Annotated in this window: 20 protein-coding genes; 16 read left to right on the top strand and 4 right to left on the bottom strand. The window is 36.1% G+C overall.

Translation table 11 applies throughout. From position 1 onward, the window contains the following. Nucleotides 1-45: 45 nt before the first annotated feature. From HW423_RS06610 to HW423_RS06575, 8 genes are all read left to right on the top strand, one after another. On the top strand, nt 46-477 hold the full coding sequence (locus HW423_RS06610; protein ID WP_218931149.1) for a DMT family transporter: 432 nt from the start codon (nt 46-48) through the stop codon (nt 475-477). Between the two features lie 41 nt (nt 478-518). Beyond that, complete coding sequence (locus HW423_RS06605; RefSeq protein ID WP_218931148.1) at nt 519-1,688, top strand: haloacid dehalogenase-like hydrolase; 1,170 nt, start codon at nt 519-521, stop codon at nt 1,686-1,688. A 66-nt stretch (nt 1,689-1,754) separates the two neighbouring features. Beyond that, a complete protein-coding gene (locus tag HW423_RS06600; RefSeq protein WP_218931147.1) occupies nt 1,755-2,303 on the top strand; it encodes a DJ-1 family glyoxalase III in 549 nt (182 codons plus the stop codon). A gap of 138 nt (nt 2,304-2,441) precedes the next feature. Beyond that, nucleotides 2,442-3,248 carry a C39 family peptidase gene (locus tag HW423_RS06595; RefSeq protein ID WP_218931146.1) on the top strand — a complete coding sequence of 269 codons (807 nt, stop codon included), beginning with the start codon at nt 2,442-2,444 and terminating at the stop codon, nt 3,246-3,248. Between the two features lie 30 nt (nt 3,249-3,278). Continuing rightward, nucleotides 3,279-3,740, top strand: a complete 462-nt coding sequence (locus tag HW423_RS06590) for a low molecular weight protein-tyrosine-phosphatase (protein WP_235956361.1) — start codon at nt 3,279-3,281, stop codon at nt 3,738-3,740. Nucleotides 3,741-3,814: 74 nt separating this feature from the next. Continuing rightward, nucleotides 3,815-4,612, top strand: coding sequence for a glutamate 5-kinase (gene proB, locus HW423_RS06585; RefSeq protein WP_218931145.1), 798 nt, complete (start codon nt 3,815-3,817; stop codon nt 4,610-4,612). A gap of 24 nt (nt 4,613-4,636) precedes the next feature. Beyond that, on the top strand, nt 4,637-5,899 hold the full coding sequence (locus tag HW423_RS06580) for a glutamate-5-semialdehyde dehydrogenase (RefSeq protein ID WP_218931144.1): 1,263 nt from the start codon (nt 4,637-4,639) through the stop codon (nt 5,897-5,899). Nucleotides 5,900-6,045: 146 nt separating this feature from the next. After that, nucleotides 6,046-7,164 (top strand): cation diffusion facilitator family transporter, encoded by a 1,119-nt coding sequence (locus HW423_RS06575; RefSeq protein WP_218931143.1) that lies wholly within the window; start codon nt 6,046-6,048, stop codon nt 7,162-7,164. Between the two features lie 68 nt (nt 7,165-7,232). Here HW423_RS06575 and HW423_RS06570 read toward each other — a convergent pair whose 3' ends face one another. Further along, the gene (locus HW423_RS06570; protein WP_218931142.1) at nt 7,233-8,588 is read right to left on the bottom strand and encodes an aspartate kinase; all 1,356 of its coding nucleotides are present in this window, start codon (nt 8,586-8,588) and stop codon (nt 7,233-7,235) included. Nucleotides 8,589-8,720: 132 nt separating this feature from the next. Here HW423_RS06570 and HW423_RS06565 point away from each other — a divergent pair, with 132 nt between their 5' ends. Both HW423_RS06565 and thrB read left to right on the top strand, forming a co-directional pair. Continuing rightward, on the top strand, nt 8,721-9,908 hold the full coding sequence (locus tag HW423_RS06565; RefSeq protein WP_218931141.1) for a homoserine dehydrogenase: 1,188 nt from the start codon (nt 8,721-8,723) through the stop codon (nt 9,906-9,908). 17 nt (nt 9,909-9,925) lie between these two features. After that, nucleotides 9,926-10,795, top strand: a complete 870-nt coding sequence (gene thrB, locus HW423_RS06560; protein ID WP_218931140.1) for a homoserine kinase — start codon at nt 9,926-9,928, stop codon at nt 10,793-10,795. Between the two features lie 120 nt (nt 10,796-10,915). Here thrB and HW423_RS06555 read toward each other — a convergent pair whose 3' ends face one another. Next, a complete protein-coding gene (locus tag HW423_RS06555; protein ID WP_218931139.1) occupies nt 10,916-13,606 on the bottom strand; it encodes a cation-translocating P-type ATPase in 2,691 nt (896 codons plus the stop codon). A gap of 388 nt (nt 13,607-13,994) precedes the next feature. Here HW423_RS06555 and HW423_RS06550 point away from each other — a divergent pair, with 388 nt between their 5' ends. From HW423_RS06550 to argS, 3 genes are all read left to right on the top strand, one after another. Beyond that, nucleotides 13,995-14,753 carry a class A sortase gene (locus tag HW423_RS06550; RefSeq protein ID WP_218931138.1) on the top strand — a complete coding sequence of 253 codons (759 nt, stop codon included), beginning with the start codon at nt 13,995-13,997 and terminating at the stop codon, nt 14,751-14,753. Between the two features lie 202 nt (nt 14,754-14,955). Beyond that, entirely contained in the window at nt 14,956-18,837 is a 3,882-nt protein-coding gene (locus HW423_RS06545; RefSeq protein WP_218931137.1) for a SpaA isopeptide-forming pilin-related protein, read from the top strand. Between the two features lie 324 nt (nt 18,838-19,161). Beyond that, entirely contained in the window at nt 19,162-20,853 is a 1,692-nt protein-coding gene (argS, locus tag HW423_RS06540) for an arginine--tRNA ligase (protein ID WP_218931136.1), read from the top strand. A 51-nt stretch (nt 20,854-20,904) separates the two neighbouring features. Here the strand turns inward: argS and HW423_RS06535 are convergent, their stop codons facing one another. Both HW423_RS06535 and HW423_RS06530 read right to left on the bottom strand, forming a co-directional pair. Then, nucleotides 20,905-21,231, bottom strand: a complete 327-nt coding sequence (locus tag HW423_RS06535) for a branched-chain amino acid transporter permease (protein WP_197104132.1) — start codon at nt 21,229-21,231, stop codon at nt 20,905-20,907. Then, the gene (locus HW423_RS06530; protein ID WP_218931135.1) at nt 21,228-21,914 is read right to left on the bottom strand and encodes an AzlC family ABC transporter permease; all 687 of its coding nucleotides are present in this window, start codon (nt 21,912-21,914) and stop codon (nt 21,228-21,230) included. The genes HW423_RS06535 and HW423_RS06530 overlap by 4 nt, the downstream gene beginning before the upstream one ends. Before the next feature lie 149 nt (nt 21,915-22,063). Here HW423_RS06530 and HW423_RS06525 point away from each other — a divergent pair, with 149 nt between their 5' ends. The 3 genes from HW423_RS06525 to HW423_RS06515 all read left to right on the top strand — a co-directional run bounded on the left by HW423_RS06525 (nt 22,064) and on the right by HW423_RS06515 (nt 24,396). After that, nucleotides 22,064-23,074, top strand: coding sequence for an alpha/beta hydrolase (locus tag HW423_RS06525; protein ID WP_218931134.1), 1,011 nt, complete (start codon nt 22,064-22,066; stop codon nt 23,072-23,074). Nucleotides 23,075-23,189: 115 nt separating this feature from the next. Beyond that, a complete protein-coding gene (locus HW423_RS06520; RefSeq protein ID WP_218931133.1) occupies nt 23,190-24,041 on the top strand; it encodes a Cof-type HAD-IIB family hydrolase in 852 nt (283 codons plus the stop codon). 19 nt (nt 24,042-24,060) lie between these two features. Then, nucleotides 24,061-24,396, top strand: coding sequence for a hypothetical protein (locus HW423_RS06515; protein WP_218931132.1), 336 nt, complete (start codon nt 24,061-24,063; stop codon nt 24,394-24,396). The last annotated feature ends 6 nt before the right edge of the window (nt 24,397-24,402 follow it).

Genomic DNA, 24,402 nt, shown 5'->3' with positions numbered 1-24,402 from the left:
TGAAAATTGGTTATGATGTAAGAAATTCAATATGGAGGTCGACTGATGATTCAAGGTATATTTTATTCATTATTTGCGGGAAGCTTAATTGCTTTACAAAGTATCTTTAATACGAATATTAGCGCTAAGACGGGTTCTTGGACAATGACAACCGTTGTTCACGGAGTTGGATTTTTAGCAGGTTTGTTAATTGTTATGTTTGTTCGAGACGGTAGTGTGGAAGAGTTACTTTCAGTAAACAAGATGTATTACTTAAGTGGTATCTTTGGTGTATTAATTGTATACGTTGCTGCACAGGGAATGATGAGTTTAGGACCCGTTTATTCCTTCATGATATTAATGGTTGCACAATTATTAATTGCGCTCATCATTAATACGAATGGTTGGTTTAACGTAGAAATGATTGAATTAACATCCGGCAAAGTCTTTGGTATGATAATAATGATTATCGGTATCGTTATTTTTCAAAGAGGCTAGCTTTAAAGGTAAAGAAAATATCAAAAGGGGTAAAGTAGAATATGACATATTACTTTCAAGAACATCAATGGGAACCATTTGTATACAAAAGATTAAACCAGTTAATTGACCAATTTAAAACAAGTGAATCATCAAATTTTCAAACGAAACCCTATGTTGTTTTTGACTTTGATAATACAAGTATCATTGGCGATGTAGAAGATAATTTAATGATCTACATGCTAGATCACTTATTATATAAAATGACTCCCGAAGAGTTTGAACAAATAATTATCACTGACATATTTGATATGGATACTAACTTAGATGAGGCACTTGAACATACTACCCCAAGAAAGTTAGCGATAGATATTATTCAAAGCTACACTTGGCTGTGGGAGCACTACATTAATAAAGATAAGGACGAACGACTTAGTTTAGAAGCTATCAAAGAAACAGGTCAATACAAAGCTTTCCAAGCAAAACTTCGCTTCTATTATGTCAATGTGAATGGTAAATTTACTCGTCAATCAGGCAAACCTTGGCTCACTTATTGGTTTAAAGGCTACACTCCTGAAGAGTTAACAATCTTAACAAAAGATATGCTAAAAGAAGCAACGAATAAAAAAGCTGAGAAACATATTTATTCAACACCTAAAGAGTTTTTAGGTAAAGCAGGTCAAATCAGTAGTGCATTCCAAAGCGGTTTGATCTTTCCAGAAGAATTAATTGCCTTATATGAGGCCTTTCAAGCGAATGGTATTGTGACTTATGTCGTGAGTGCGAGTCCGGTTGATGTTGTCAGAACAGCAGCAAGTGAATATCAATTTAAAGTGCCAAAAGAGCAAGTCATTGGAATGAATTATGATTTAGACGCTGAAGGCAAGATCGAAGCTTATATGACTGCTGGGGCGCCGATTACGAAAAAAGACGGTAAGATAGAGGCGATAACGAATTTAATTGCCCCTAAGCATGAGAACCGCCAACCTATCGCTTTATTTGGTGACAGTATGGGGGATTATCATATGATGACAGAATTAAAAGATGTATCGTTAAATGTGATCTTTAATTGTTTAAATCAAGATAAGACTAAAGACTTGAAACAGATTGCAAAGAAGCAGTATCAAAGCGAAGATGCGAATTTTGTAGTCCAAGGGCGAGATGAGAATGTAATGCGTCTGATCCCGAATACTAAGACATTAGCTCTTGGTCAAACTGAATTAGAATACTAAATTGAGTAGATAATTAGATTAAGTCTTTGAATTATTTTATAATAATTAACATAGGAGGCGTTATAAATGAAGAAAGTTGCAGTAATTTTAGCTAATGGTTTCGAAGAAGTTGAGGCAGTTGCACCGATAGATATTTTACGCCGAGCCAAATTTGAAGTTGATATTTATGGATTAACAGAAGAAGTAACGGGAGCGCATAATATCATTATTAAAGCGGATCACATTCTGGAAGAGCCTTTAAAAGGTTATGATTTAATTATGCTACCAGGTGGGATGCCAGGGGCGAAAAATTTACGTGACAACGAACTTGTTATCAAGTCGCTTCAACAAGCCAATCAAGACCAACAACAGATTGCAGCAATTTGTGCGGCACCCATTGTATTAGAAAAGGCAAATCTCTTAGACGGTAAGAAATTTACTCACTTCCCAGGATTTGAAGATCAACTGACAAGTGGTTTTGATCAAAAAGAAGCTGTCGTAGTGGTAGATGGCAATATCGTCACTGCACGAGGTGCGGGGGTAGCCCTTGAATTTGGTTATACTTTAGTTGATTTACTTGGCGGTGACGGTGAAGCGATACGTGAAGATATGCAATATAATTATTTATTTAGCTAAACAATAGATAGTAGGTTTAAAGCTGTAAGAATTGTTCAAAGCAATTCCTACAGCTTTTTCTAAATATCAGACCATATGCTGATGCCCGCAATTATTAGTATTGATATATTAGAAACAAATAAACCGATGGAGGTAATAATGGCAAGGAAAACGAACAGACAGGCGAAATCTTTTGATACGGGAAAATTAGTCTTAATCTTATTTGCACTTATAATTTTCATTGGAATAAGTATGTTAGCTTTTATTTATATTACCGAAGATGCCAAAACTAATTACCAACCATACTATACAATGGCTCAAGCTAATGAAAACTATTTAATTGAAAATCAAGCCCAGATTGTAGAGGATATAGAAGCAACGGATGTTGACCTACAACAATTAGGGCACGTCTTTATCCCTGAAGAGCCTGCGAATTATATTGATATTCAATATGTTGGACAGCATAATGTGCCATATTTAAACCAAAATGATCCAAGATGGGCGGACAAACATTATGGTACAGATGGTTCACAAACAATTTGGGAAAATGGTTGTGCTGTAGTTGTCTTAGCAATGATAGATAGTTACTTTACTAACACAAAAGTCAGACCTGAAGAAATTACACGTTGGGCTGGAGACGAATACTATATGACAAATCAAGGAACGTCTTGGTCTATTTATTCAGCTTTTGGGCAAGATTTTGGTTATGAAGTTGTGGATGTAGGTAATGATTTCTACTCAGCGGTGAATCTATTAGACAAGGGTTACTTAGTTGTCGTATCAGTTGGACCAGGTACATTTACTCAAGGTGGCCATGTGATGTTAATGCGAGGCTATCAAGATGGATTAGTCTATCTGAATGATCCGAATGATGCACCAGACAAAATGTTTAGTATTCAAGGGAATGAAGCACAGATAATGATAGATGATGCGCTAAATTATTGGGCAATTGCCCCAGTTTTGTGAGTTTAGACATAACTTTAAGGAGGGATATGCATGATTCACGTATTATTTGTTTGTTTAGGAAATATTTGCCGTTCACCGATGGCAGAAGCGGTCTTTAGAAAGATGATTCAAGAAGAAGGACTGACTGACAAAGTTACAGTAGACTCTGCCGGAACGAGTTCGTGGGAAGAAGGGAATGCCACACACTCGGGTACTCGAAGACGATTGGCTCAAGAAGGTATTTCAGTTGATGGTATGTACTCACGACCACTAAACAAAGATGATATAAAACAAGCGACTTACATTATTGGAATGGATGAAAGTAATATGCGAAATATCCAAAAATTTACAGATGGCCAAGCAGAAGGGCAAACGAAGAAGTTACTTTCTTTTACTGGCAGTGATGAAGATATCGCAGACCCTTACTATACAGGGGATTTTGAGACAACCTATACTCAGGTTTATGCAGGATGTCAGGCCTTATTAGAGGAAATCAAACAAGAACTTGAATGAATTCAATAGATTGGTATTAATTCACCATGATATTTGTTATAATTAGATGAGAGTGATTAGAATAGAGGTACCGTATGAGTCGAGATTTTATGAAAGATTATAAGCGAATTGTGATTAAGATAGGAACAAATTCTATTATGCTTGAAGGAAACCAAATTGATTATAAGAAGTTAGATCGATTAGCTTTTGTGTGTTCAACATTAATCCAAGAAGGAAAAGAAGTTATTATTGTGACTTCTGGAGCTGTTGGTGTAGGGGCAAGTCATTTAAATTTAACTGAATACCCCCAAACGATTGAGGAACAACAAGCTTTGGCTGCTATTGGACAAAGTATTCTAATGGGGCACTATAGTCGTTTCTTCCAATACTACAACCGAGCTACAGCTCAAATACTATTGACTCGTGATGTTGTGACGTTTGAAACCTCATACAACAACGTTAAGCGAACAATGAATACATTGTTGAAGCAGAAAATTGTTCCAATCATTAATGAGAATGATGCGATTGCTGATGATGAGTTAAATCATCAAACAAAATTTGGTGATAATGACACACTTTCTGCCATCGTTGCAGGTGTGAGTGAAGCGGATTTACTCATAATAATGAGTGATGTGAATGGTTTATATGATTCAAATCCTAAAGAGAATCCAGATGCTACATTAATCGAACACGTTGCGGAAATTACTGATGAAATTGAGTTAATGGCAAGCGGTAAAGGCTCAGCCTTTGCGACAGGTGGCATGGCTACGAAACTTAAAGCGGCCGAAAAAATACTCAATCAAAAGCAAGCCATGATTATAACAAGTGGTGAAGATCCGGTATCTATCTTAAGAATACTGGAAGGAGATGTTATTGGTACTTTATTTAAGTAATAAATAGAATAAGGAGAATTAATAATGACTGAACAATGGAATGCTAAATTAATTGAATTAGGTAAAAATGCAAAAGCAGCAGCAAAAATCTTGCGCCATGTTACAGAAACAGAGAAGAATGAAGCTCTTTTAAAAATGGCTGATGCAGTAGTGGCGAATCAAGGTGCAATTATTACTGCAAATCAAAAAGACCTTGAACTTGGAAAAGAAAAAGGACTTACAGATGCTTTGCTAGAAAGATTGACATTGACAGAAAAAAGAGTAGAAGCAATGGCGAATGGCCTTCGTCAAATGGCAGCCTTACCCGATCCAACCTTAGTGACTGAGAAACAATGGATAAACCGAGATGGTTTGAAAATTTCTCGTCAACGTGTTCCATTAGGTGTTATTGGTATTATTTACGAATCTCGTCCCAACGTTACGGTGGATGCGACAGGTTTATGTATTAAGGCCGGTAACGCAGTTATCTTAAGAGGTGGAAAAGAAGCCTTAGAGAGTAATCAAGCAATTGTGAATGTTCTACAAAAAGCTTTAGAAGAAACTAAACTTTCAACGGAGTCTGTTCAACTTATTACGAATCCATCACGTGAACTTGCGAGTCAATTTATGCGATTAAACGACTATGTTAATTGTTTAATTCCTCGTGGTGGTGCAGGTTTAATCAATACTGTTATGCGACAAGCGACGGTACCAGTCATTGAAACGGGTGTAGGGAACTGCCACTTATATATTCATGAAGCAGCTGATATTGAAAAAGCACGCAACATTTTAATTAACGGTAAGACACAAAGAAATTCTGTATGTAATGCCCTAGAATCTTTAGTCATCGATGAAGCCATAGCTAAGACAGCTTTACCGGAATTTGTTGAAGCTTTAAAAGAATATCAAGTTGAAGTTCGTGGAGATGAGAAAGCGAGAGCGATTGTTTCAACAATTGGAGCAGCAACGGAAGAAGATTATGCTACAGAGTTCCTTGATAGCATTATCGCAGTCAAAGTTGCAACTGATTATGATGATGCCGTCCAACATATTGAAACCTACTCTACGGGGCATTCAGACGCCGTGATAACTGAAGATTACTCAACAGCTCAAGCTTTCCTAAAAGATATTGATTCTGCTGTTGTGTATGTCAATGCATCCACGCGATTTACAGATGGTGAAGTGTTTGGTTTTGGTGGTGAGATGGGTATTAGTACTCAAAAACTACATGCTAGAGGGCCAATGGGACTTGAAGCATTAACAAGTTATAAATACACAGTCGAAGGAAATGGGCAAGTAAGAGAATAAAATTAAAGAACATTTCAAGATGGGGTAATGACATGAGCATTACCCTATATATTTATATCTATGATACTGATATTACTTGAAAAATGTACGGATACACTTTATAATAAATATATGAAAATAAATTCATATGAAAGGTGGCAGTTATTATGAAATATCAACTCATTGGCATTCGTAATCAAGATCACGCTAAGAAATTATTTAATAAAATTAAGCAATTACCTAATAAAGAACATATACATCTTAATGAAGAGGAATTAGAAATTGAAGTCGAAGATATTGCTTGTTATGAAAATTTACAAAGATTACTCAGCTATGAAAAAGTAGGCTTAAAGTCACGCGAATTTCATGAGCATGAACATCATCATTCACAAGAACATAGCCATGACCATAGTCATGATGTGGACTTTACGAGTGGGAGTCAAGCGGCGCGCAATATGATGATCGTCTTTGGAATTAATATTGTCTTTAGTTTACTAGAAGCAATCTTTGGCTTTATATTTAATAGTGCATCTATATTAGCAGATGCTGTGCATGACTTTGGAGATGCCTTATCTATCGGGCTCGCTTGGTTTTTCCAAAAGATTTCTTTAAAAGGCTCAGACTCGACTTTTTCTTATGGGTATAAACGTTACTCGCTTTTAGGAGCTCTGATCACAAGTGTTGTCCTGATGATAGGGTCGGCAGTGATGATCATTCACTCCGGTGAAAAACTATTGAATCCAGAACCTGTAAATTATCGAGGGATGCTCTTATTGGGGATTTTTGCAATTGCTGCGAACGGGGTTTCTGCTTGGATTATTAGTAAAGGTTCATCGCAAAATGAATCAATCTTGTCGCTTCATTTACTTGAGGATGTCTTAGGTTGGGTAGGAGTATTAGTAGTGAGTGTTGTGTTACACTTTACCGATTGGTATTTTTTAGATCCGTTACTATCAATTGGGATTGCGCTCTTTATACTTTATAAGACCTTTCCAGAATTTATGAAAGTGGTGAGACTGTTCCTACAAGCCGTGCCAGATAATATAGATAGTAAAAAACTACGGGAAGAAATTCAAAACATCGATAATATCAATGGCTTATCGCACTTCCATTTATGGTCTTTAGACGGCGAAGCGCATATGATGTCTATGACAATTAGTACAGCATCTGATTCAGTCCAAACGCATGAAAAAATTAAAAATGAAGTACGTCATATTCTATTAGAGAGTGATATCGCCCATTCAAATATCGAAATTGTTTATGACCCTTATAATATCTTAATATAGTAAGTAAAAAATGAACCTGATTTTGACTAGGAAAGCCTAGTCATCGTTCAGGTTCATTTTTGTATGAATTATTTTTCAAAGTAGTTTTGGTAAAGATTATTTAGAGCTTTTTTAAGGTCCTTACTTGGAATAGCGAAGAACATACTAATCTCAGAAGCTCCTTGGTTAATCATTCGTAAACTAATATTACTATCTGCAAAGGCAGCTGTTGCTTTGTTTGCAATACCAATCGTATCACGCATTCCTTCACCAACGATCGCAATAATAGCTAAGTCTTTCTCAACATGAATCCATTCTGGCTCAAATTGTTGTTCAATATCTTCAAGCAGTTCTTCAAGTTTATTATTATGTTCAAATTGATTTGCGCGCATAACAACTGAGATATCATCAATTCCCGTTGGAATATGTTCAACGTTAATATCATGGTCTTCAAAAATTTGTAATAGACGACGTGTATAACCAACTTCTCGGTTAAGTAAGTAGCGTTTAATAGTGACAGAAATAAATCCTTCGTCTCCGCTCACGCCAATCACTGGATATTTTTTAACCTCTCCGCGGTCGACAACAATTTTTGTCCCTACAATTTCAGGAGCATTAGTGTTTTTTATCTGAATTGGAATACGAACTTCATATAAAGGTGTTAATGCCTCATCATGGAAAATACCAAAACCAGAATAAGCAAGCTCTCGCATTTCTCGATAAGTAATTTCATTAATCGCATGTGGATTTTTTACGATGCCTGGATGAGCTGAGTAAATATGTGATTGATCCGTATAGTTCTCATAGATGTCTGCTTCAACCCCACGTGCAATAATCGCACCCGTAATATCTGAACCTCCACGTGAGAAAGTTACGATATTTCTTTGCTTGGATACACCAAAGAAGCCTGGAATCACAAGAACTTTCTCACTGTCCTTATGTGTAGCGATTTTGGCATAAGATTCTTTAAGAAGTTGGGCATTACCGGGTTCATCGGTCACAAAGATTCCCATAGCTTCTGGTGATTTATATTCTGCTTCTAATCCGATTTTGTTAAAGTATTGGCTGATTAGTTGCGCATTAAAGTCTTCACCGCATGATTTTAAAGCATCGAGTAATCTGTCTGAATTCGTAATTGTTTGAAGTAAATCATGTAATTGTGCTTGGAATTCTTTAACAATCGCTACATTAATATCAAGTTCTACAGCAATTTGTTGGTATCTATCTATAATTTGATTTTCGATACTTGTCGTCGATATGCCGATTGAATGATTCGTATGAAGGGCAATGAGTAAGTCGGTTATTTTAATATCCGAATCATTACGTTTACCTGGGGCGCTTACGACGACAAAGCGAATGTTTGAATCATTTCTAATAATATTTGCTACTTTAATGATTTGAGATGCGGAACTTAGTGAACTTCCGCCGAATTTTGCAACTTTCATGTATTATTACTCCTCTTTTTTAATCTGATTATAATAATACATTATTTATTGGCAAATTCATACCACCTGTTGTAAAATATGCATGAGGGAAATTTTAATGTATCTCTAATATAAATTAAGGAGAATTTAAATATGAAGATTGCAATCTTAGGTATGGGTACAGTTGGAAGTGGAGTTATTAAAGTGATTCAAGAGAATCAAATGGAGATCCAACAGTTTACCAATGAACCGATTGAAGTTTCACATGTGTTTGCTAAAACAATTACTAACCAGCATGACGCGGATTTTCAAAATGTGATAGTTACAGAAAATATCGATGATATATTGAATAGTGATGTAGAATTAGTTGTTGAAGTGATGGGTGGGATTGATTTTACCTTTGGTCTTCACCAAAAATTCTTATCAAAAGGGATACATGTTGTCAGTGCAAATAAAGATATGTTAGCAGTTCATATTAAAGAATTAGCCAAAATTGGCGATGAAAATAAAGCGCAATTAGGTTACGAAGCAAGTTGTGCCGGTGGGATTCCCATTATTAATGCGTTAACGTATGGTTTACAAGCGAATAAAATCAATCGCGTATTGGGGATCTTAAACGGAACGACAAATTATATTCTGACAAAGATGACACAAGACGCTTGGTCTTACGATAAAGCATTAAAAGATGCCCAAGAAAAAGGGTATGCTGAAAAAGATCCAACCAATGATGTGGAAGGTTTGGATGCAAGACGTAAGATTGCCTTACTATCTCGTATCGCTTACAAACAAAACTTAAATGTTGAAGATATTCCAGTTAGAGGGATCAGTCAAGTGAGCGTACAAGATTTAGAATACGCTCAAGCTGACGGGCTGACAATGAAATTATTAGGTAAGAGTGAATATCATGGTGAGAAAGTTCAAATCAGTGTTGAACCTGTATTACTACCAAATAATCATCAACTTGCAACAGTAAATGACGCAGCAAACGCGGTTTATGTCAACGGAAATGCATTTGGTGAAACAATGTTCTACGGACCAGGTGCAGGAAGTTTAGAGACAGCTTCAGCCGTAGTTTCAGATGTGATGAATATTGCTAAATTTGGCTTTGTGGGAAACTTAATTGTTGAAGAAGATGCAAATATTGACTTGGCTGGAGAAGCAGCGTCATACTTTATTCGCTTTGCAAAAGGGCAAACAGAAGTTAAATTAGATGTAAATTATAAAGTTATAGCTGATGAAGATGTATTAGTTATCATTACTGAAGATATGAGTGCAAATGCATTAGAACAGTTAGAGAATAGTCATCAAGTTGAGGCAGTATACGTAGTAATTAAAGATTAGAATTGGAAGTGGATAGTGTGAACAATGTATCATTAAAGATACCAGCAACAAGCGCCAATCTTGGGCTCGGCTTCGATACAATGGGTCTGGCAGTGAATAAATATTTATATATTAAGGCAACTGAGAGTGACAAATGGGAATTTGAATTTCTTGATGAAGAATTGCGTGATTTACCTAATGGAGTAGCGAATTTCGTCGCTAGTACAGCCATTTGTATTGCCAAGACATATAATAAGGTGATGCCTGATTTATTTATTGAAATGTCGAGTGAAATTCCACTTACACATGGATTGGGAAGTTCATCGAGTGCTATTGTGGCTGGAATCGAGTTAGCAAATCATTATTGTCAACTAGGATTATCAATGTATGATAAGATTTTACTCGCCTCTAAGATTGAAGGGCACCCAGATAATGTTGGACCATGTATCACTGGAGGAGCTTTCGTAGGATATTATCGAGACGGTTACTTAGCTTATCATCAATTAAACTTAGATAAGATTAGTTTAATCCTATCAATACCTCCTTACGAGATTTCTACGAAAGTGGCCCGCGAAGCGATTCCGGATACGTACGAAAAAGGCGTAGCGATCGAACAAAACGCTCTAAATAATGTCATGTTACTTTCAATGGTTAATAAAGACTATAAAACAATGGGTGAGTTGATGATGCAAGATAAATTTCATGAACCATATCGCCAACCATTAATTGCAGAGTTTCCTGAGATTAAAGAAATTGCGGTGAAGAATGGGGCTTATGCTACTGTCATAAGTGGCGCAGGGCCAACCGTTTTAACACTTTGTCCAGAAGATAAAGTTGAGGGAATATTAAAAGAACTGCAACAAGTATCGACATGTAAACACGAAAGTGTTGAAGTGCATTATAATTAAGCATAAAAGGAGTCCACTTTAAAGATATTCATCTTATAAGTTGGCTCCTTTAGACTTTATAACACATATAAAAAAGGCCGTTGAGCAACGCTCAACGGCCTTTTAATTTTTGCTTACTAATTATTCAGCAATTTTCTTTTGGTATTTATCAGCTAAGCCTGTAGAACGGAAGATCCATTTTACAATCTCGACGATAATTACAATACTGAATGCTACACCGATAGAAATTGCCCATTCAGTTGGTCCAGGGATAGTTACCGAGAAGTATGTGTTAATTCCAGGAATTAAGATTACTCCAAGTAATAAAGCACCAGAAAGAATGAAGGCACCGTTTAAGTATTTGTTATCAAACGGATTTCCACTGAATAATGAACCAAAGATTGATTTAACGTTATATGAGTGGAATAGTTGAATAAATCCAAGTGTAATGAATGCCATTGTTTCAGCAGTTTGATGTTCTACTTTTAGAATGTATTCACCAATATAGTAAACAGCTAAAGTAAGGAAACCTTCAAGTGCACCTTGATAAGCAATACTTGGTAACACACCGAATGATAAGAAACTATCTTTCTTTGTACGAGGTGCTTGCTTCATTGATTGAGGCTCAGCTTTTTCCATACCTAAAGCAATTGCCGGGAACACATCTGTTACTAAGTTAATCCATAAGATATGAACTGGTTCTAAGATTGTCCATCCGAATAAAGTTGCAAAGAATAAAGTTAAAACCTCACCTAAGTTAGCTGAAAGTAAGAATTGAACAGCTTTTTGGATGTTAGAGAATACTTTACGTCCTTCTTCAACAGCCACAACGATTGTTTCGAAGTTATCATCAGCAAGAACCATGTCTGAAGCACCTTTAGCAACTTCAGTACCAGTGATACCCATACCAACACCAATGTTTGCTTGTTTAAGTGATGGTGCATCATTAACCCCGTCACCTGTCATTGAGATAGTACGTTCATTTGCTTGCCATGCTTTAATAATACGAACTTTATGTTCAGGTGATACACGAGCATATACAGAGAAGTTAGAAACATCTCTCGCTAATTCGTCATCAGTCATGTTGTCTAATTCAGCCCCAGTACGAACATGTTCTTCGTTGTTAGGTTCGTTAGGATCTAATATTGATAAACGTTCAGCGATTGCTTGTGCAGTGATAGCGTGGTCACCAGTAATCATAACTGTACGGATTCCTGCTTCACGAGCACGGCGGATAGCTGCTCCAGCTTCAGTACGCTCAGGGTCAATCATACCAACAAGCCCAGCAAAGATTAAATCTTGCTCAACTGTTTCAGTACTCATTGTATCTGGAACTGTGTCGACAATCTTATAAGCACCAGCTAATACACGTAGTGCTTCACGAGCCATCTTTTCGTTCTCTTTTAGTGTATGATCAATATCTTTTTGAGTAATATCTGTAACTTGACCATTTTTATTAATTTTAGTTGCACGTTGGATTAATTGATCTGGAGCACCTTTAACAGCTATAAAATAACGTCCGTCTTCCATTTTGTGGATTGTTGACATTAATTTACGGTCTGAATCGAACGGTACTTCGTTTACACGAGGTTCAGTACTTACTGCATCTTTAACATCGAAGCCTTGCTCAATCGCATATTTGATCATAGCCGTTTCAGTAGGATCACCAATTAATTCACCATTACCATCGATTTCAGTATCGTTAGCGAATGTAATTGAACGTAATAAAGGATTAGTATGAGCAATCTCTTCTGACGCGTCATGAAGCTCGCCATCATAGAATACTTTTTCAATCGTCATTTTATTAACAGTTAGTGTACCAGTTTTATCTGATGCAATAACTTCAGTACTCCCTAAAGTTTCAACGGCAGGTAATGTACGAACTAACGCATTACGGTTTGCCATTGATTTTGTACCTTGAGAAAGAATAATCGTTGTAATAGCAGGTAAACCTTCTGGGATTGCTGCTACAGCTAAAGAAATAGATACAAGTAACATATGTGTGATTTCAAAGTCTTGGAATGTAATACCAACGATGAAAGTAAGGACTGCGATAACGATAATTGCAATCGTTAATGTTTTACCTAATTGTTCTTGGTCACGCTGTAATGGTGTCAATTGACCTTCCGTATTAGCTAACATACTAGCAATATGCCCAACTTCTGTGTTCATACCAGTTCCAGTAACAATCCCTAACCCACGTCCGTAAGTTACGTTAGTACTTGAAAAAGCCATGTTATCACGGTCACCAATACCTACATTGTCTTTATTAATCGTTTCAATACTTTTTACAACAGGGACAGATTCACCCGTTAATGAAGCTTCTTCGATTTGTAATGAGTTAGCTTCAAGTAAACGTACGTCAGCAGGAACAACATCCCCAGCTTCTAAAGTAATGATATCTCCAGGTACTAGATCAATACTCTTAACAGAGGTCATAGAACCATCACGACGCACATGTGCTTCAGGCGAAGCCATACTACGTAAAGATTCAATGGCGTTCTCTGCTTGTTGCTCTTGGAATACCCCCATAATAGCATTTAGAATAACAACGATTAAGATGATGATTGAGTCGGCGATACCTTCACCTTCAGCAATCCCAACAAAACCAGCAACAACAGCGGCAACTAATAATACGATAATCATAAAGTCTTTAAACTGATCTAAAAACTTTTGTAATAGCGTACGTTTTTCTTCTTCTTGAATTTCGTTGGCACCATATTTTTCAATACGTGCTTGCGCTTCAGAAGAGCTCAAGCCTTGTGACACGTTACTGTCAAGCTTAGAGACAATTGAATCTTTAGATTCACGATAAGCAACAAAATCTTTCATTAACAATATTCCTCCTATTTCTTTTGTTATAAGGTAGTTTACTAGAAAAAAGAGACTTATACCAACTATAAAGCGGATGCGATACAGGTGGCATAAGTCTCACTATTTAAGTACAGTACCAGTAGCTTAATTACTACTTATCGATGTTGATACTGACGAGGACAATTCCCCTAGTTACTCCCTTATGAACAATTATTATCACAATTATAAAAGATTACAAAAAAATTATCAAACTAAATCTTCGTTAATTATGAAGTTTTTTCTAATAATATTTGCTTTTTTATTAAATTAACGCATTTTCCCTACAATATCATTTAAAGAAGTGTTATTATAACTTCGATATATAATACGTGTTTTTTAATATATATAAAATTTTGGAGGTAAGTAGATGAGTGGTAATAGAGAGCCCAAGACAAGACGTGAAGCGAGAAGAAGTAGAAAGAAAGAGCGTAAGCGTGGCGGTGGGTTACGGATGTTCTTTGGTATCCTGTTAATTTTAGTAGCAGTTGGATTGCTAGCATTAGATCCAATTAAAAGCTACATAATTGAACAAGGAAGTACTCAAAACGCGGTTGGTAATTTAACACGTGAACAAATTGAGACAAACCAAAGTGTAGACGTAACATATGATTGGGGAGATATTAATACCTTAAATGCTCGAGAAGTTATAGCAAGTGGTGTGAATCCAAGTGATTTACCTACGATTGGTGGAATCGCAATGCCTGAATTAGGAATGAACTTACCAATTAATAAAGGTGTATCAAATGAAGGTATGTTCTATGGTGCAGGGACGCTCTATCCTGATCAAAAAATGGGAGTATCCAACTATTCATTAGCAAGTCACTACTCAATTAATGATGGATTGTTATTTGAACCTTTAATACGTGCTGAAATTGGTCAAACAATTTACTTAACTGACTTAGAGAATATTTATGTTTATCAAGTAGATTATATAGATACTGTTCCAGCAACTGCAGTAGAAGTTACTTATCCTACTGAAGAAGGCCGTGTAACATTAATTACATGTGATCCGGGCTTAATAGACCGTATTATCGTTCAGGGGGCACTTGTTGACACCGTTAGTGTCGATGATGCTTCTCCAGAAATGTTACAAGCGTTTGATATTGCACAAACAATTACAAGTTAAGTATAATATAGTCGAACCGCATTTACTTATAGAGTAGATGCGGTTCTTTTTTAACCGGTATGATTATTTATGAATAATTAATGAATTAACTGAGAAAGATTGCTTTTAAATTATGATGTTTTTTGTACTTTAACCTATATAAAAGAGCTTTATGGTAAACTTAATATATAGTTATTACAAATATATTTAGGAGGTAAGAAAGATGAAGAAGATGAAGTATATAACAGCCTTATTCATGATTATGTCTTCTTTTGTGGGTCTGTTCGCAGGCTTACAACCAGTCAATGCACAGGAGAATGCAATCACACCAGTCACTGTAGATGCTCAAGTGTATTTAGCAATGTACGGCGGTGAGCCGACACAACAAACTCAAATCAGTTACGATATTATCCAAACGGATCCAGATACAGGTGAAGGGACACTGGTTTATAGTTATCGTTCTAATGAACCAAATACTGAACCATTGATGTTAACACCAGGTAATTATAAATTCAGATTGTATGATGGCGGTAATTTTCAACGTGACGGACAAGAATTAATTCCAGCACGCGTAGAACAAACTCATCCAACAACAACTGATCAAGATGTTCTAAAAGAATTAAGCCAAACCGGTGATCTAATACCATGGGGTGATGGTACTGTAGTATTAGATGTACCATTCGAGATTGAATTAGGAGATAACTTATTAAATGAAGCGACTAACCAATATGAGACGGAATTAGTTGTTACGATAGCTGATCAGCAATCTATAGCAACACTTCCAGAGAATCCAGACGAACCGGAAACACCAGGTGAAGAAGTACCTGAAGAAACGGGTACATTAATGGTACAAGTTATTGGAAGTGATAGCTCATTAGTAGCGAACACTGTGCTTAGTGTAAATGGTGAAGAGTTTACAACAAATGCGCAAGGTCTCCTTCAAGTTGACAATGTTCCAGTAGGAGAGGTCCAAGTAGAAGTACTCTCTGTACCCGAAGATTATTCAATTGAAGGTATCAAAATGCCAGCTGCACCAATTACGGTAGTAAGTCAAGAAGCGACGAACGTTGAAATATCTGTTGAACGTATTCCAGAAACACCTGAATCAAACACAGTAACCTTAACTGTTCTGGATGAAGAATCAGTGCCAGTTTCTAATGTTTCGATGACATTGAATGAACGTGAAATTTATACAGATGTTAACGGTCAAGCGGTATTCTCAGAAGTACCCGTAGGAGAAGCAACTTATACAATTAATAGTGTTCCTGAAGGATATAGTCTAGAAAAAGCGACCGGAACAGTTGTTGTTGATCCAACGACTCCAACTGAAGCAACGATTACTTTATCAGCAGATATCGATACAAATAATATTGAATTTGTTGTAACAAATGAAGCCTTTGAACCTATTAGCGGGGTAGAAATACAAATCGCTGACAGTTTTTATACTACAACTGAAACAGGCCGAGTGGAAACTGAAGCCTTACCAGTTGGCGGTTATTCATATGAAGTAACTTCAGCTCCAGAAGGATTTGAAATACCTGTATCAGGAAGTGTAAACGTGGTTGAATCTGCACCTACTGAAGAAGCAATTGTCTTACCAACATCAGTTACCTATGGATCATTATTAGTAAATGTTGTCGATGATTCACAGCAACCTATTATTGGTGCAGAACTTACATTAGGTGAGCAGACTGCAATCACAAATGGTAACGGAAGAGCTGTATTTGAAGATTTAGAAGCAAATCACTCTTACGATTACTCTGTTACGGCTTTACCTGAAGGTTATGTCTTAGATGGAGAAGCTGAAGTAAGAACGATTACAATTAATCCAGACCAACAAGTTGAAGATACAATGGTCATTGCGCAAGCGGAACAAGTTGGTAGTGCTGTATTTACAGTGGTTGATGAAGCTAGCCAACCCGTTGAAAATGTTGAAATCCAATTAGGCAATGAAACTGTCACAACAAACCCAAGTGGTGTGGCTGAATTTACTGACATTGGACCGGGTGCTTATAACTATATGGTGACAAAGTTACCAGAACAATATGAAACACCGGCGGAAGGTCAACTAACAATTGTTGCCAATGAAGAAGCAACACAAGAAATAAATCTAAGTAAAGTTGAGCAATTTGGGAATGTAACATTTAGTGTCGTGGATCAAAATAACGAACCTGTTGATGGTGCTCAAATCACACTGAATGATAATACTTATCCATCAAATTCAAGTGGACAAGTGATTATTGAAGGATTAAACGCAAATCAAACATACAACTATACTTTAGCAAGCTTACCAGAAAATTATACTGGTCAAGTATCTGGCACAGTGATAATTGAAGCGAATAACCATATTGAAGAGACTGTTACTGTAGAAAGAGAACTTGCACCCGGACAATTAACAATTACAGTCATGGATCAAAACGACCAAGCTGTGTCTGGTGCCCAAGTACAGTTGAATGAAGATCAAACAGAAACAACCTATGCCGAAGGGCAAGTTGTATTTGATGAACTGGCAGAAGGTACTTACGAATATGTTATTAATGAGTTACCAGAAAATTATGAACATAATATCGCTTCTCAAAGTGTTTATATCGCCGAAGGAGCAACAGAAGCTCGAACTCTACAAGTACAATATAATGCCCAACCTGGAACGGTCATCTTTAATGTAACTGACCAAGATAATTCTCCCGTAGAAGGAGCAGTTATTTCAATCAATGACACAACGACTACAACGAATGAAGAAGGAACGGCAACAATTTCGGATATTGAACCCAATACGTACAGTTATTCAATCTCAGAATTACCAGAAGGATATATTGGTAATGCAAGTGGAGAAGTAACAGTCAATGAATCAGAAATAACAACTGCATCGATTAGTGTTGAAAGAGAAATCGAATTATCAACGGCTGATATTAAAGTAGTCGATCAAAACGGGGATGCTGTTGAAGGTGCAAGCCTAGCCTTTGGTGGCTTAACTGGAACAACGAACTCTGAAGGTATCGCTCATTTTGAAAGTCTAGAACCAGGTCGTTACAATTATTCTGTAACGAGTACACCAAATGGTTACTACAATAATTCAGAAGAACAAGCGACTGAGCTTGAAGAAGGGTCAGCTTTTGAATCAGAGATTATTATTGAAAAATTACCAGAAACTGGTTCAGTAACAATTCAAATTAGAGATAACAATAATCAACCTGTCGTAGGCGTTGATATTCGAATCGACCACGAAACGTATACAACAGATAATAATGGAGAAGTGACAGTAGATAACTTAGAAGCTGGTTCATACCCATATGAAATTATCAATGTACCCGAAGGTTTTGAAATCGAAGAATTAACGGGTGAATTTGGGATTGTAGCGAATGAAACAATTACCGTTAGCCCAAGAGCCACTGCTCAAGAATCTTCAAGTTCAGAGGAGTCAAGTTCACAAGAAACGAGTTTAGAACAATCAAGCTCGCAAGAATCAAGTAGCGAATCGTTTAGTGAATCACAATCATCAAGTGTGATTGTTGATGAGTCTCAAAGCTTAACACCAGCTGAACAAGCAAGTATTGATGAAGAAGCATCTCAAGCGACAAGACAATTTATTGATGCTGAAACAGGTATAGAAGTTTGGGTAAACCCACAAGACGCAATGAAAGTTTCAAGTATTCATGTTGAAACATTAGATAATGCAGCAACTTTAGAGAATGCGGATGCGGATATTTACACAATTACTTTATTGGATGAGAATAACGAAGCAGTTCAATTAACTCGAATTGCCGAGATTAAGATTCCAACACGTCCTGTTAATTCGCAATTACGAGTGGTTCGTGTAAACGATAGCAACAATTCAAACTTAACATTTGCATTACATAACCAAAGAATTACCTTCAGAACTCAACAATTAGGTACATTTGGTATTGTATATAACGCAGAACAAGCGTCTATCTCACTAGAAGAATCTGTTGAAGTGACAGTCGAATCAAGTGTAGAAGAGAATGATGATGACTTACCAAATACCGGTGAAACGTCAACAAAAGGAATTTTATTCTTAGGCTTTATAATATTACTAAGCGGAGCATATTTAGTCTTTACTCGTAATAAATCAACAAATAAGCATTAAAGTGTAGACGAACATCATATATTTTGGTAGAATAATTGCGGTTTAGGAGACAGTTAACCCTTGAAAGAGAGTAGATAACTTATCTCTATACAGCAAGCTGGGATGTTGAGAGCCAGTCAGAGATACCTATCGAAACGCACTTTCATCGTACAACTAGATACTCTAGTTCGGAGGAAACTTCGTTATCAATACGAGAGCATGAATGATAGTGATTCATGGAACTAGAGTGGTACCGCGTATAAGTTAACGCCTCTAGAGAGACATTTAATTATGTCTTTCTTGAGGTGTTTTATTTTGAGTTTTATTATAGGAGGAATATAAACAATGGATATCAAACAAATATATGTAGATGCTTTAACACCAATTGTTGGTGAGCATTTAAGCAAAGAAGAAATTACTAAATTAATTGAAATACCAAATAATACTGAGCATGGGGATTTAGCTTTCCCTGCTTTCGCATTAGCTAGAGTATTCCGTAAAGCGCCTCAACAAATTGCGAGTGATATCGCTGAGCAAATAAGTATGGAAAACTTCGAGAGCGTTGAAGCTGTAGGTCCTTATATTAATGTCTTTCTTAAACGTGAAAATGTCGCAAACGAACTCGTTACACAAGTTCTAAATGAAGGCGAAGACTATGGAGATTTAAATATTGGTCATGGTGAAGCAATGACGATTGATATGTCATCACCTAATATTGCTAAACCAATGTCTATGGGACACTTAAGATCAACAGTTATCGGTAATTCAATCGCTAATTTAGCTGAGAAAACGGGTTACAACCCAATTCGTATCAACCACTTAGGTGACTGGGGTACTCAATTTGGTAAATTAATCGTTGCTTACGAAAAATGGGGCGATGAAGAACAAGTGAGAAAAGATCCTATCAATGAACTTGTTAAACTATATGTTGAGTTCCATGAAAGAGCAGAAGAAAATCCAGAACTAGAGGACGAAGCAAGAGCGGTATTCAAACGACTAGAAGATGGCGATCAAGAAATGATCGAACTTTGGACTTGGTTCAAAGACGAATCATTAAAAGAATTCCAAAAAGTTTATGATATGTTAAATATCGAATTCGATTCATATAATGGAGAAGCTTTCTATAATGATAAAATGCAAGCCGTTATTGATGAATTAGAAAGTAAAAACATAACTAAAATTGACCAAGGTGCAACTATTGTCGACCTAGAGGAAGAAAACTTACCACCTGCCTTAATTAAAAAGTCAGATGGTGCGACACTTTACGTGACACGTGACTTAGCAGCAGCCATCTACCGTTACAACACTTATAACTTTGCTAAAAATGTTTATGTTGTTGGGAATGAACAAAGTGTTCACTTCAAACAATTAAAAGCTGTTTTAAATAAATTAGGTTATGAATGGTATAAAGATATGACTCACGTACCATTTGGTTTAATTACGTTAAATGGTAAGAAATTATCAACACGTAAAGGTAAAATCGTCTTACTAGAACAAGTGTTGAATGATGCGATTGCTTTAGCAACAGAACAAATCAATGAGAAAAATCCTGATTTAGCGAATAAAGAAGAAGTGGCTCATCAAGTCGGTGTTGGAGCGGTAGTATTCCACGATCTTAAAACAGACCGTATGAATAACTTTGACTTTAACTTAAAAGATATTGTTCAATTTGAAGGAGAAACAGGTCCTTATGTACAATATACTTATGCACGTTCAATGAGTATGATTCGTAAATACGATAAAGAAATTTCAAAAGATACAACTGTAAATCTTAACGATGCTTTCAGTTGGGAAGTTATTAAGAAAATCGCTGACTACTCACGTATCCTAGAAAATGCGATTGAACGCTTTGAACCTTCTTTAGTTGCCAAATATGTTATCCAATTAGCTCAACAATTCAATAAATACTATGCAAATGTGCGTATATTAAACGATGATGACCAATTAAAAGCACGTATGGCTTTAGTTAAAGCTGTAACGATAGTTATAAAAGACGCATTAAAACTCTTAGGTGTTGAAGCACCTGAAGAAATGTAATATAGAATAGTAATAGACCTGACTTAGCCAAAACTAAGTCAGGTCTATTTTTTAAAAGATACTTTGTATAAGAAACATATAAATAACGGTTCCAACTAAAATACTTAAGATTGTATTTCGCTTCCAATAATGAATAATGACAATAGATAGAGACGCAATCACTTCAGGAATAGCATATGGATAAGTGAGGACGGGTGTATTTCTCAGCGCGAATACAATAATTAAGCCCATGGCAGCAGTGGGTAAGACGGAACCCAAATAAATAATTGCCTTAGGTGGTTGAGAACCGGCCGGAAAAATAATAAAAGTAATAAAACGAGTCAGCATCGTAAGACCCGCAATTATAGCAAATGTAATCCAAAGTTGGGTTTGTGTCATTGACGAGCCACTCCCTTCTTGTTAAAGCGGTATAAGAAGAAGCCAACGATAAATACCATCGCAGGAATCATAAAATTGTTTGCACCAAACAGTATTAAACAAAGCAAACCGGATAAGATTCCAACAAGGGCTGGAACTTTACTCGAACTATTTAACCATTGATCAACAAAGATAGTAATAAATAATGCTGTTAGAACAAAATCAATCCCTTCAAGATTAATTGTAATCATACTTCCTAATAGGACGCCAATAACGGTTCCAGAAACCCAATAAATTTGATTGAGTAAAGTAATAAAGAAAAACACCCAATCTCGACTGAGATTTTCCGGGATATCAATAGAAACAAGCACCGAGAAAGTCTCATCAGTTAAACCAAAGATGGTATAGTATTTTTTTGAATCTAGTTTACTAAACTTTGTAAGCATCGCAATACCATAAAAGATATGTCTAGCACCTACCATCAACGTAAGTATGATTGCATTAATTGGATTAAAAGATGCTAAAAACACATCAATAGCAGCATACTGAATCGCACCTGAGTATATAATCACACTCATTAAAATAGCAAATAATGGCGAGAAACCTTGACTCACAGCCAATAATCCAAAGGGTATCCCTAAAAAGATATAGCCCGCCATAATTGGGATAGTATGGGGGAAAGCAAATTTAAATGCTTCTTTCATTAAAGTCCTCCTAAATTAAAATAATTAGATACAGTCTAATTGTTTCCTCATAAACAGTCAAGCTAGTAAACTTAATCATAAGATTTATCAATAATTAAACATTTTGGTACAATGATGAAACAATAACCAAATTATAAGGAGGCGCATGGTTGCAAGAAAAAAATTCAACACTAAAAAAATTATGGATGGCTGGACTCACTGTTACAGGTGGAATTCTATTAGCAACTAAACTGTTTCCCAAATATAAAAATCAGTCTCTTTCAAGTTGGTTAATTGAACGAGGATTATTTGTGTATGGAATGAAAGAACAACAGCGAAAGTTATTTGAACATCAAAACCGTATTGATGACTTCATCGAGTGGAATACTAAACCACAAATGAAACCAGATATCATGGTTGGGCGTAAAGTAGAAGAAAGCTATCTTGGGCCCATGCAAGTTTTTTCGTGGAATAAGAAAAAGGATAAACAACCTATTATATTTTACTTACACGGAGGCGGCTATGCATTTCCGCCGTATCCAACTCATTACTTTTTCTTACGTTCAGTCGTAAGAAAGACGAATGCCCAAGTGATTTTCCCTCAGTATTTAAAAACACCGAAATACTCGTATAAAGAGTCAGTGCCTTATGTCTTTACATTGTACAAGCAAATACTTAACGAGAATGTGAATGACAATCCGATTATCCTGATGGGAGATTCTTCAGGTGGGGGAATGGCACTTGGATTAGCCAATCTTTTAAGAGAAGAAGGTATCCAACAACCGGATGAAATCATCGCCATATCACCGTGGCTAGATATTGCCAACGAGAATCCAGAAATTCTAGATTTAGAGCCATTGGATCCGATGATAAGTCAAATTGGCTTGAATTTAGCAAGTGAATATTGGGTAGGAAAAGAGGGGCGTATCGATGATCCACTCGTGAGTCCAATGCTTATTAGTGGTAGAGATTTAGCACGTATTACGTTATTTGTTGGGACGCATGAAGTTTTTTATCCAGATATCCTTCAATTTGCGAACCGTCTAAAAGAAGATAATATTGAACACGATTTATATACTGCTGAGAAGATGAATCATATCTATCCCGTGTATCCGACGCCAGAAGGCGAAGAAGCTCGACAAATCATTAGCGCTATCATTAATAAAACTCTAGAAAAATAAGAAGTCCAGTATTATATAGAAAGGTTTACATCGCTTTTAAAAGTAAATATATTTAAAACCAGTGACTAAATATGATACTATAAATACGAAATGGACATCTTATAAGGAGTTTATAATGACCGTAAAATTAATTGTAATTGACTTAGATGAAACATTGTTGAGAAAAGACAAAAGCTACGACGTCGAACGTTTTAATCACGCACTTCAAACGCTGAAAAACCGAGATGTATTGGTTTGTATAGCAACTGGGAACAGTTATCACAAAATTATTGATTACTTCTCGCAAGAAGATCAAAAAGATTTATACTTTGCTTGTGATAACGGGAATTTTATAGTGAAAAATAATGAAGAGTTATCAACAACGACTGTGGATAGAGAGACTCTCTATAACATTGCATCCTTTGTTGATGAATTTGAAGGTTTCCACATTATGGTAAATACTGGAAATCAAGCCTACTTTAGAGAAACCAAAGGCGAAGCCTTTGAACACATATCTCAATATAATAATGCTTTAGCTTATATTGAAAAGTTCGAAGATTTACCGGAAGGAGAAAAGCCTACTAAACTAGCCATTTATTCAACGCACTCACTTGATCGAAATAAAATAATGACGCGTATTTTGAAAGAACGTTTTGAAGACATTGATTCGGTAACGAGTGGTGATGGGTGGCTAGATGTTTACGCTAAAGATGGCGGTAAAGGAATTGCCGTAAGAAAATTACAGGCAAAATACAATATTAAAAAAGAAGATACAATGGCATTTGGCGATAGCTTAAATGATGAAAGTATGATGAAAGAAGCCCACTACAATATCGCAATGGGCAATGCTGATCATGATTTATTGTTATCGACAACCTACCAAATTGGAACAAATGAAGATTCTTCTGTGATAAATTTACTAGAAGAACTTCTTTCAAATGATTCTATGGAATTTATGAATAAATACTTAATTCATAATAAAAGATAGAAAGGTCTGTGAAAGCGAGTTGGCAAAAAATAGAAGACAAAAAGGTAAAAAAACTGAGCAAGAAGACTTAGTAAAAGTAGATATATTCTACATTCCTGAAGCACAAGCTGAGATGTATCAAGTATTGCGCGATGCAATCGCAATGGATGTCGAAGAGATATTAGAAAGTACTTATCATCACGTGGATCGAGTGTTCGACGAAGATGAAGGTGAGGCAGTTGCTGCATTTAATGAAAATAACAATGAGCAAGCGCGTTTATATTTAAACCCGTCAAACATCTCTCAAGGGCAAACAGCGAGAGATAAGGGGCAATTGAATAAATTCTTAGATACGCATTTAATTAAGAAAGCCTAAAAAACT

Origin of the sequence: Ruoffia halotolerans (genome assembly GCF_014049385.1) — a bacterium.
GTDB lineage: Bacteria > Bacillota > Bacilli > Lactobacillales > Aerococcaceae > Ruoffia > Ruoffia halotolerans.
This window is presented reverse-complemented; position numbering and strand designations above follow the sequence as displayed.

Coding starts and splice junctions, on each gene's coding strand:
- HW423_RS06610 (WP_218931149.1), top strand. CDS start 46: ATGATTCAAGGTATATTTTATTCATTATTTGCGGGAAGCTTAATTGCT.
- HW423_RS06605 (WP_218931148.1), top strand. CDS start 519: ATGACATATTACTTTCAAGAACATCAATGGGAACCATTTGTATACAAA.
- HW423_RS06600 (WP_218931147.1), top strand. CDS start 1,755: ATGAAGAAAGTTGCAGTAATTTTAGCTAATGGTTTCGAAGAAGTTGAG.
- HW423_RS06595 (WP_218931146.1), top strand. CDS start 2,442: ATGGCAAGGAAAACGAACAGACAGGCGAAATCTTTTGATACGGGAAAA.
- HW423_RS06590 (WP_235956361.1), top strand. CDS start 3,279: ATGATTCACGTATTATTTGTTTGTTTAGGAAATATTTGCCGTTCACCG.
- proB (WP_218931145.1), top strand. CDS start 3,815: ATGAGTCGAGATTTTATGAAAGATTATAAGCGAATTGTGATTAAGATA.
- HW423_RS06580 (WP_218931144.1), top strand. CDS start 4,637: ATGACTGAACAATGGAATGCTAAATTAATTGAATTAGGTAAAAATGCA.
- HW423_RS06575 (WP_218931143.1), top strand. CDS start 6,046: ATGAAATATCAACTCATTGGCATTCGTAATCAAGATCACGCTAAGAAA.
- HW423_RS06570 (WP_218931142.1), bottom strand. CDS start 8,588: ATGAAAGTTGCAAAATTCGGCGGAAGTTCACTAAGTTCCGCATCTCAA.
- HW423_RS06565 (WP_218931141.1), top strand. CDS start 8,721: ATGAAGATTGCAATCTTAGGTATGGGTACAGTTGGAAGTGGAGTTATT.
- HW423_RS06555 (WP_218931139.1), bottom strand. CDS start 13,606: ATGAAAGATTTTGTTGCTTATCGTGAATCTAAAGATTCAATTGTCTCT.
- HW423_RS06550 (WP_218931138.1), top strand. CDS start 13,995: ATGAGTGGTAATAGAGAGCCCAAGACAAGACGTGAAGCGAGAAGAAGT.
- HW423_RS06545 (WP_218931137.1), top strand. CDS start 14,956: ATGAAGAAGATGAAGTATATAACAGCCTTATTCATGATTATGTCTTCT.
- argS (WP_218931136.1), top strand. CDS start 19,162: ATGGATATCAAACAAATATATGTAGATGCTTTAACACCAATTGTTGGT.
- HW423_RS06535 (WP_197104132.1), bottom strand. CDS start 21,231: ATGACACAAACCCAACTTTGGATTACATTTGCTATAATTGCGGGTCTT.
- HW423_RS06530 (WP_218931135.1), bottom strand. CDS start 21,914: ATGAAAGAAGCATTTAAATTTGCTTTCCCCCATACTATCCCAATTATG.
- HW423_RS06520 (WP_218931133.1), top strand. CDS start 23,190: ATGACCGTAAAATTAATTGTAATTGACTTAGATGAAACATTGTTGAGA.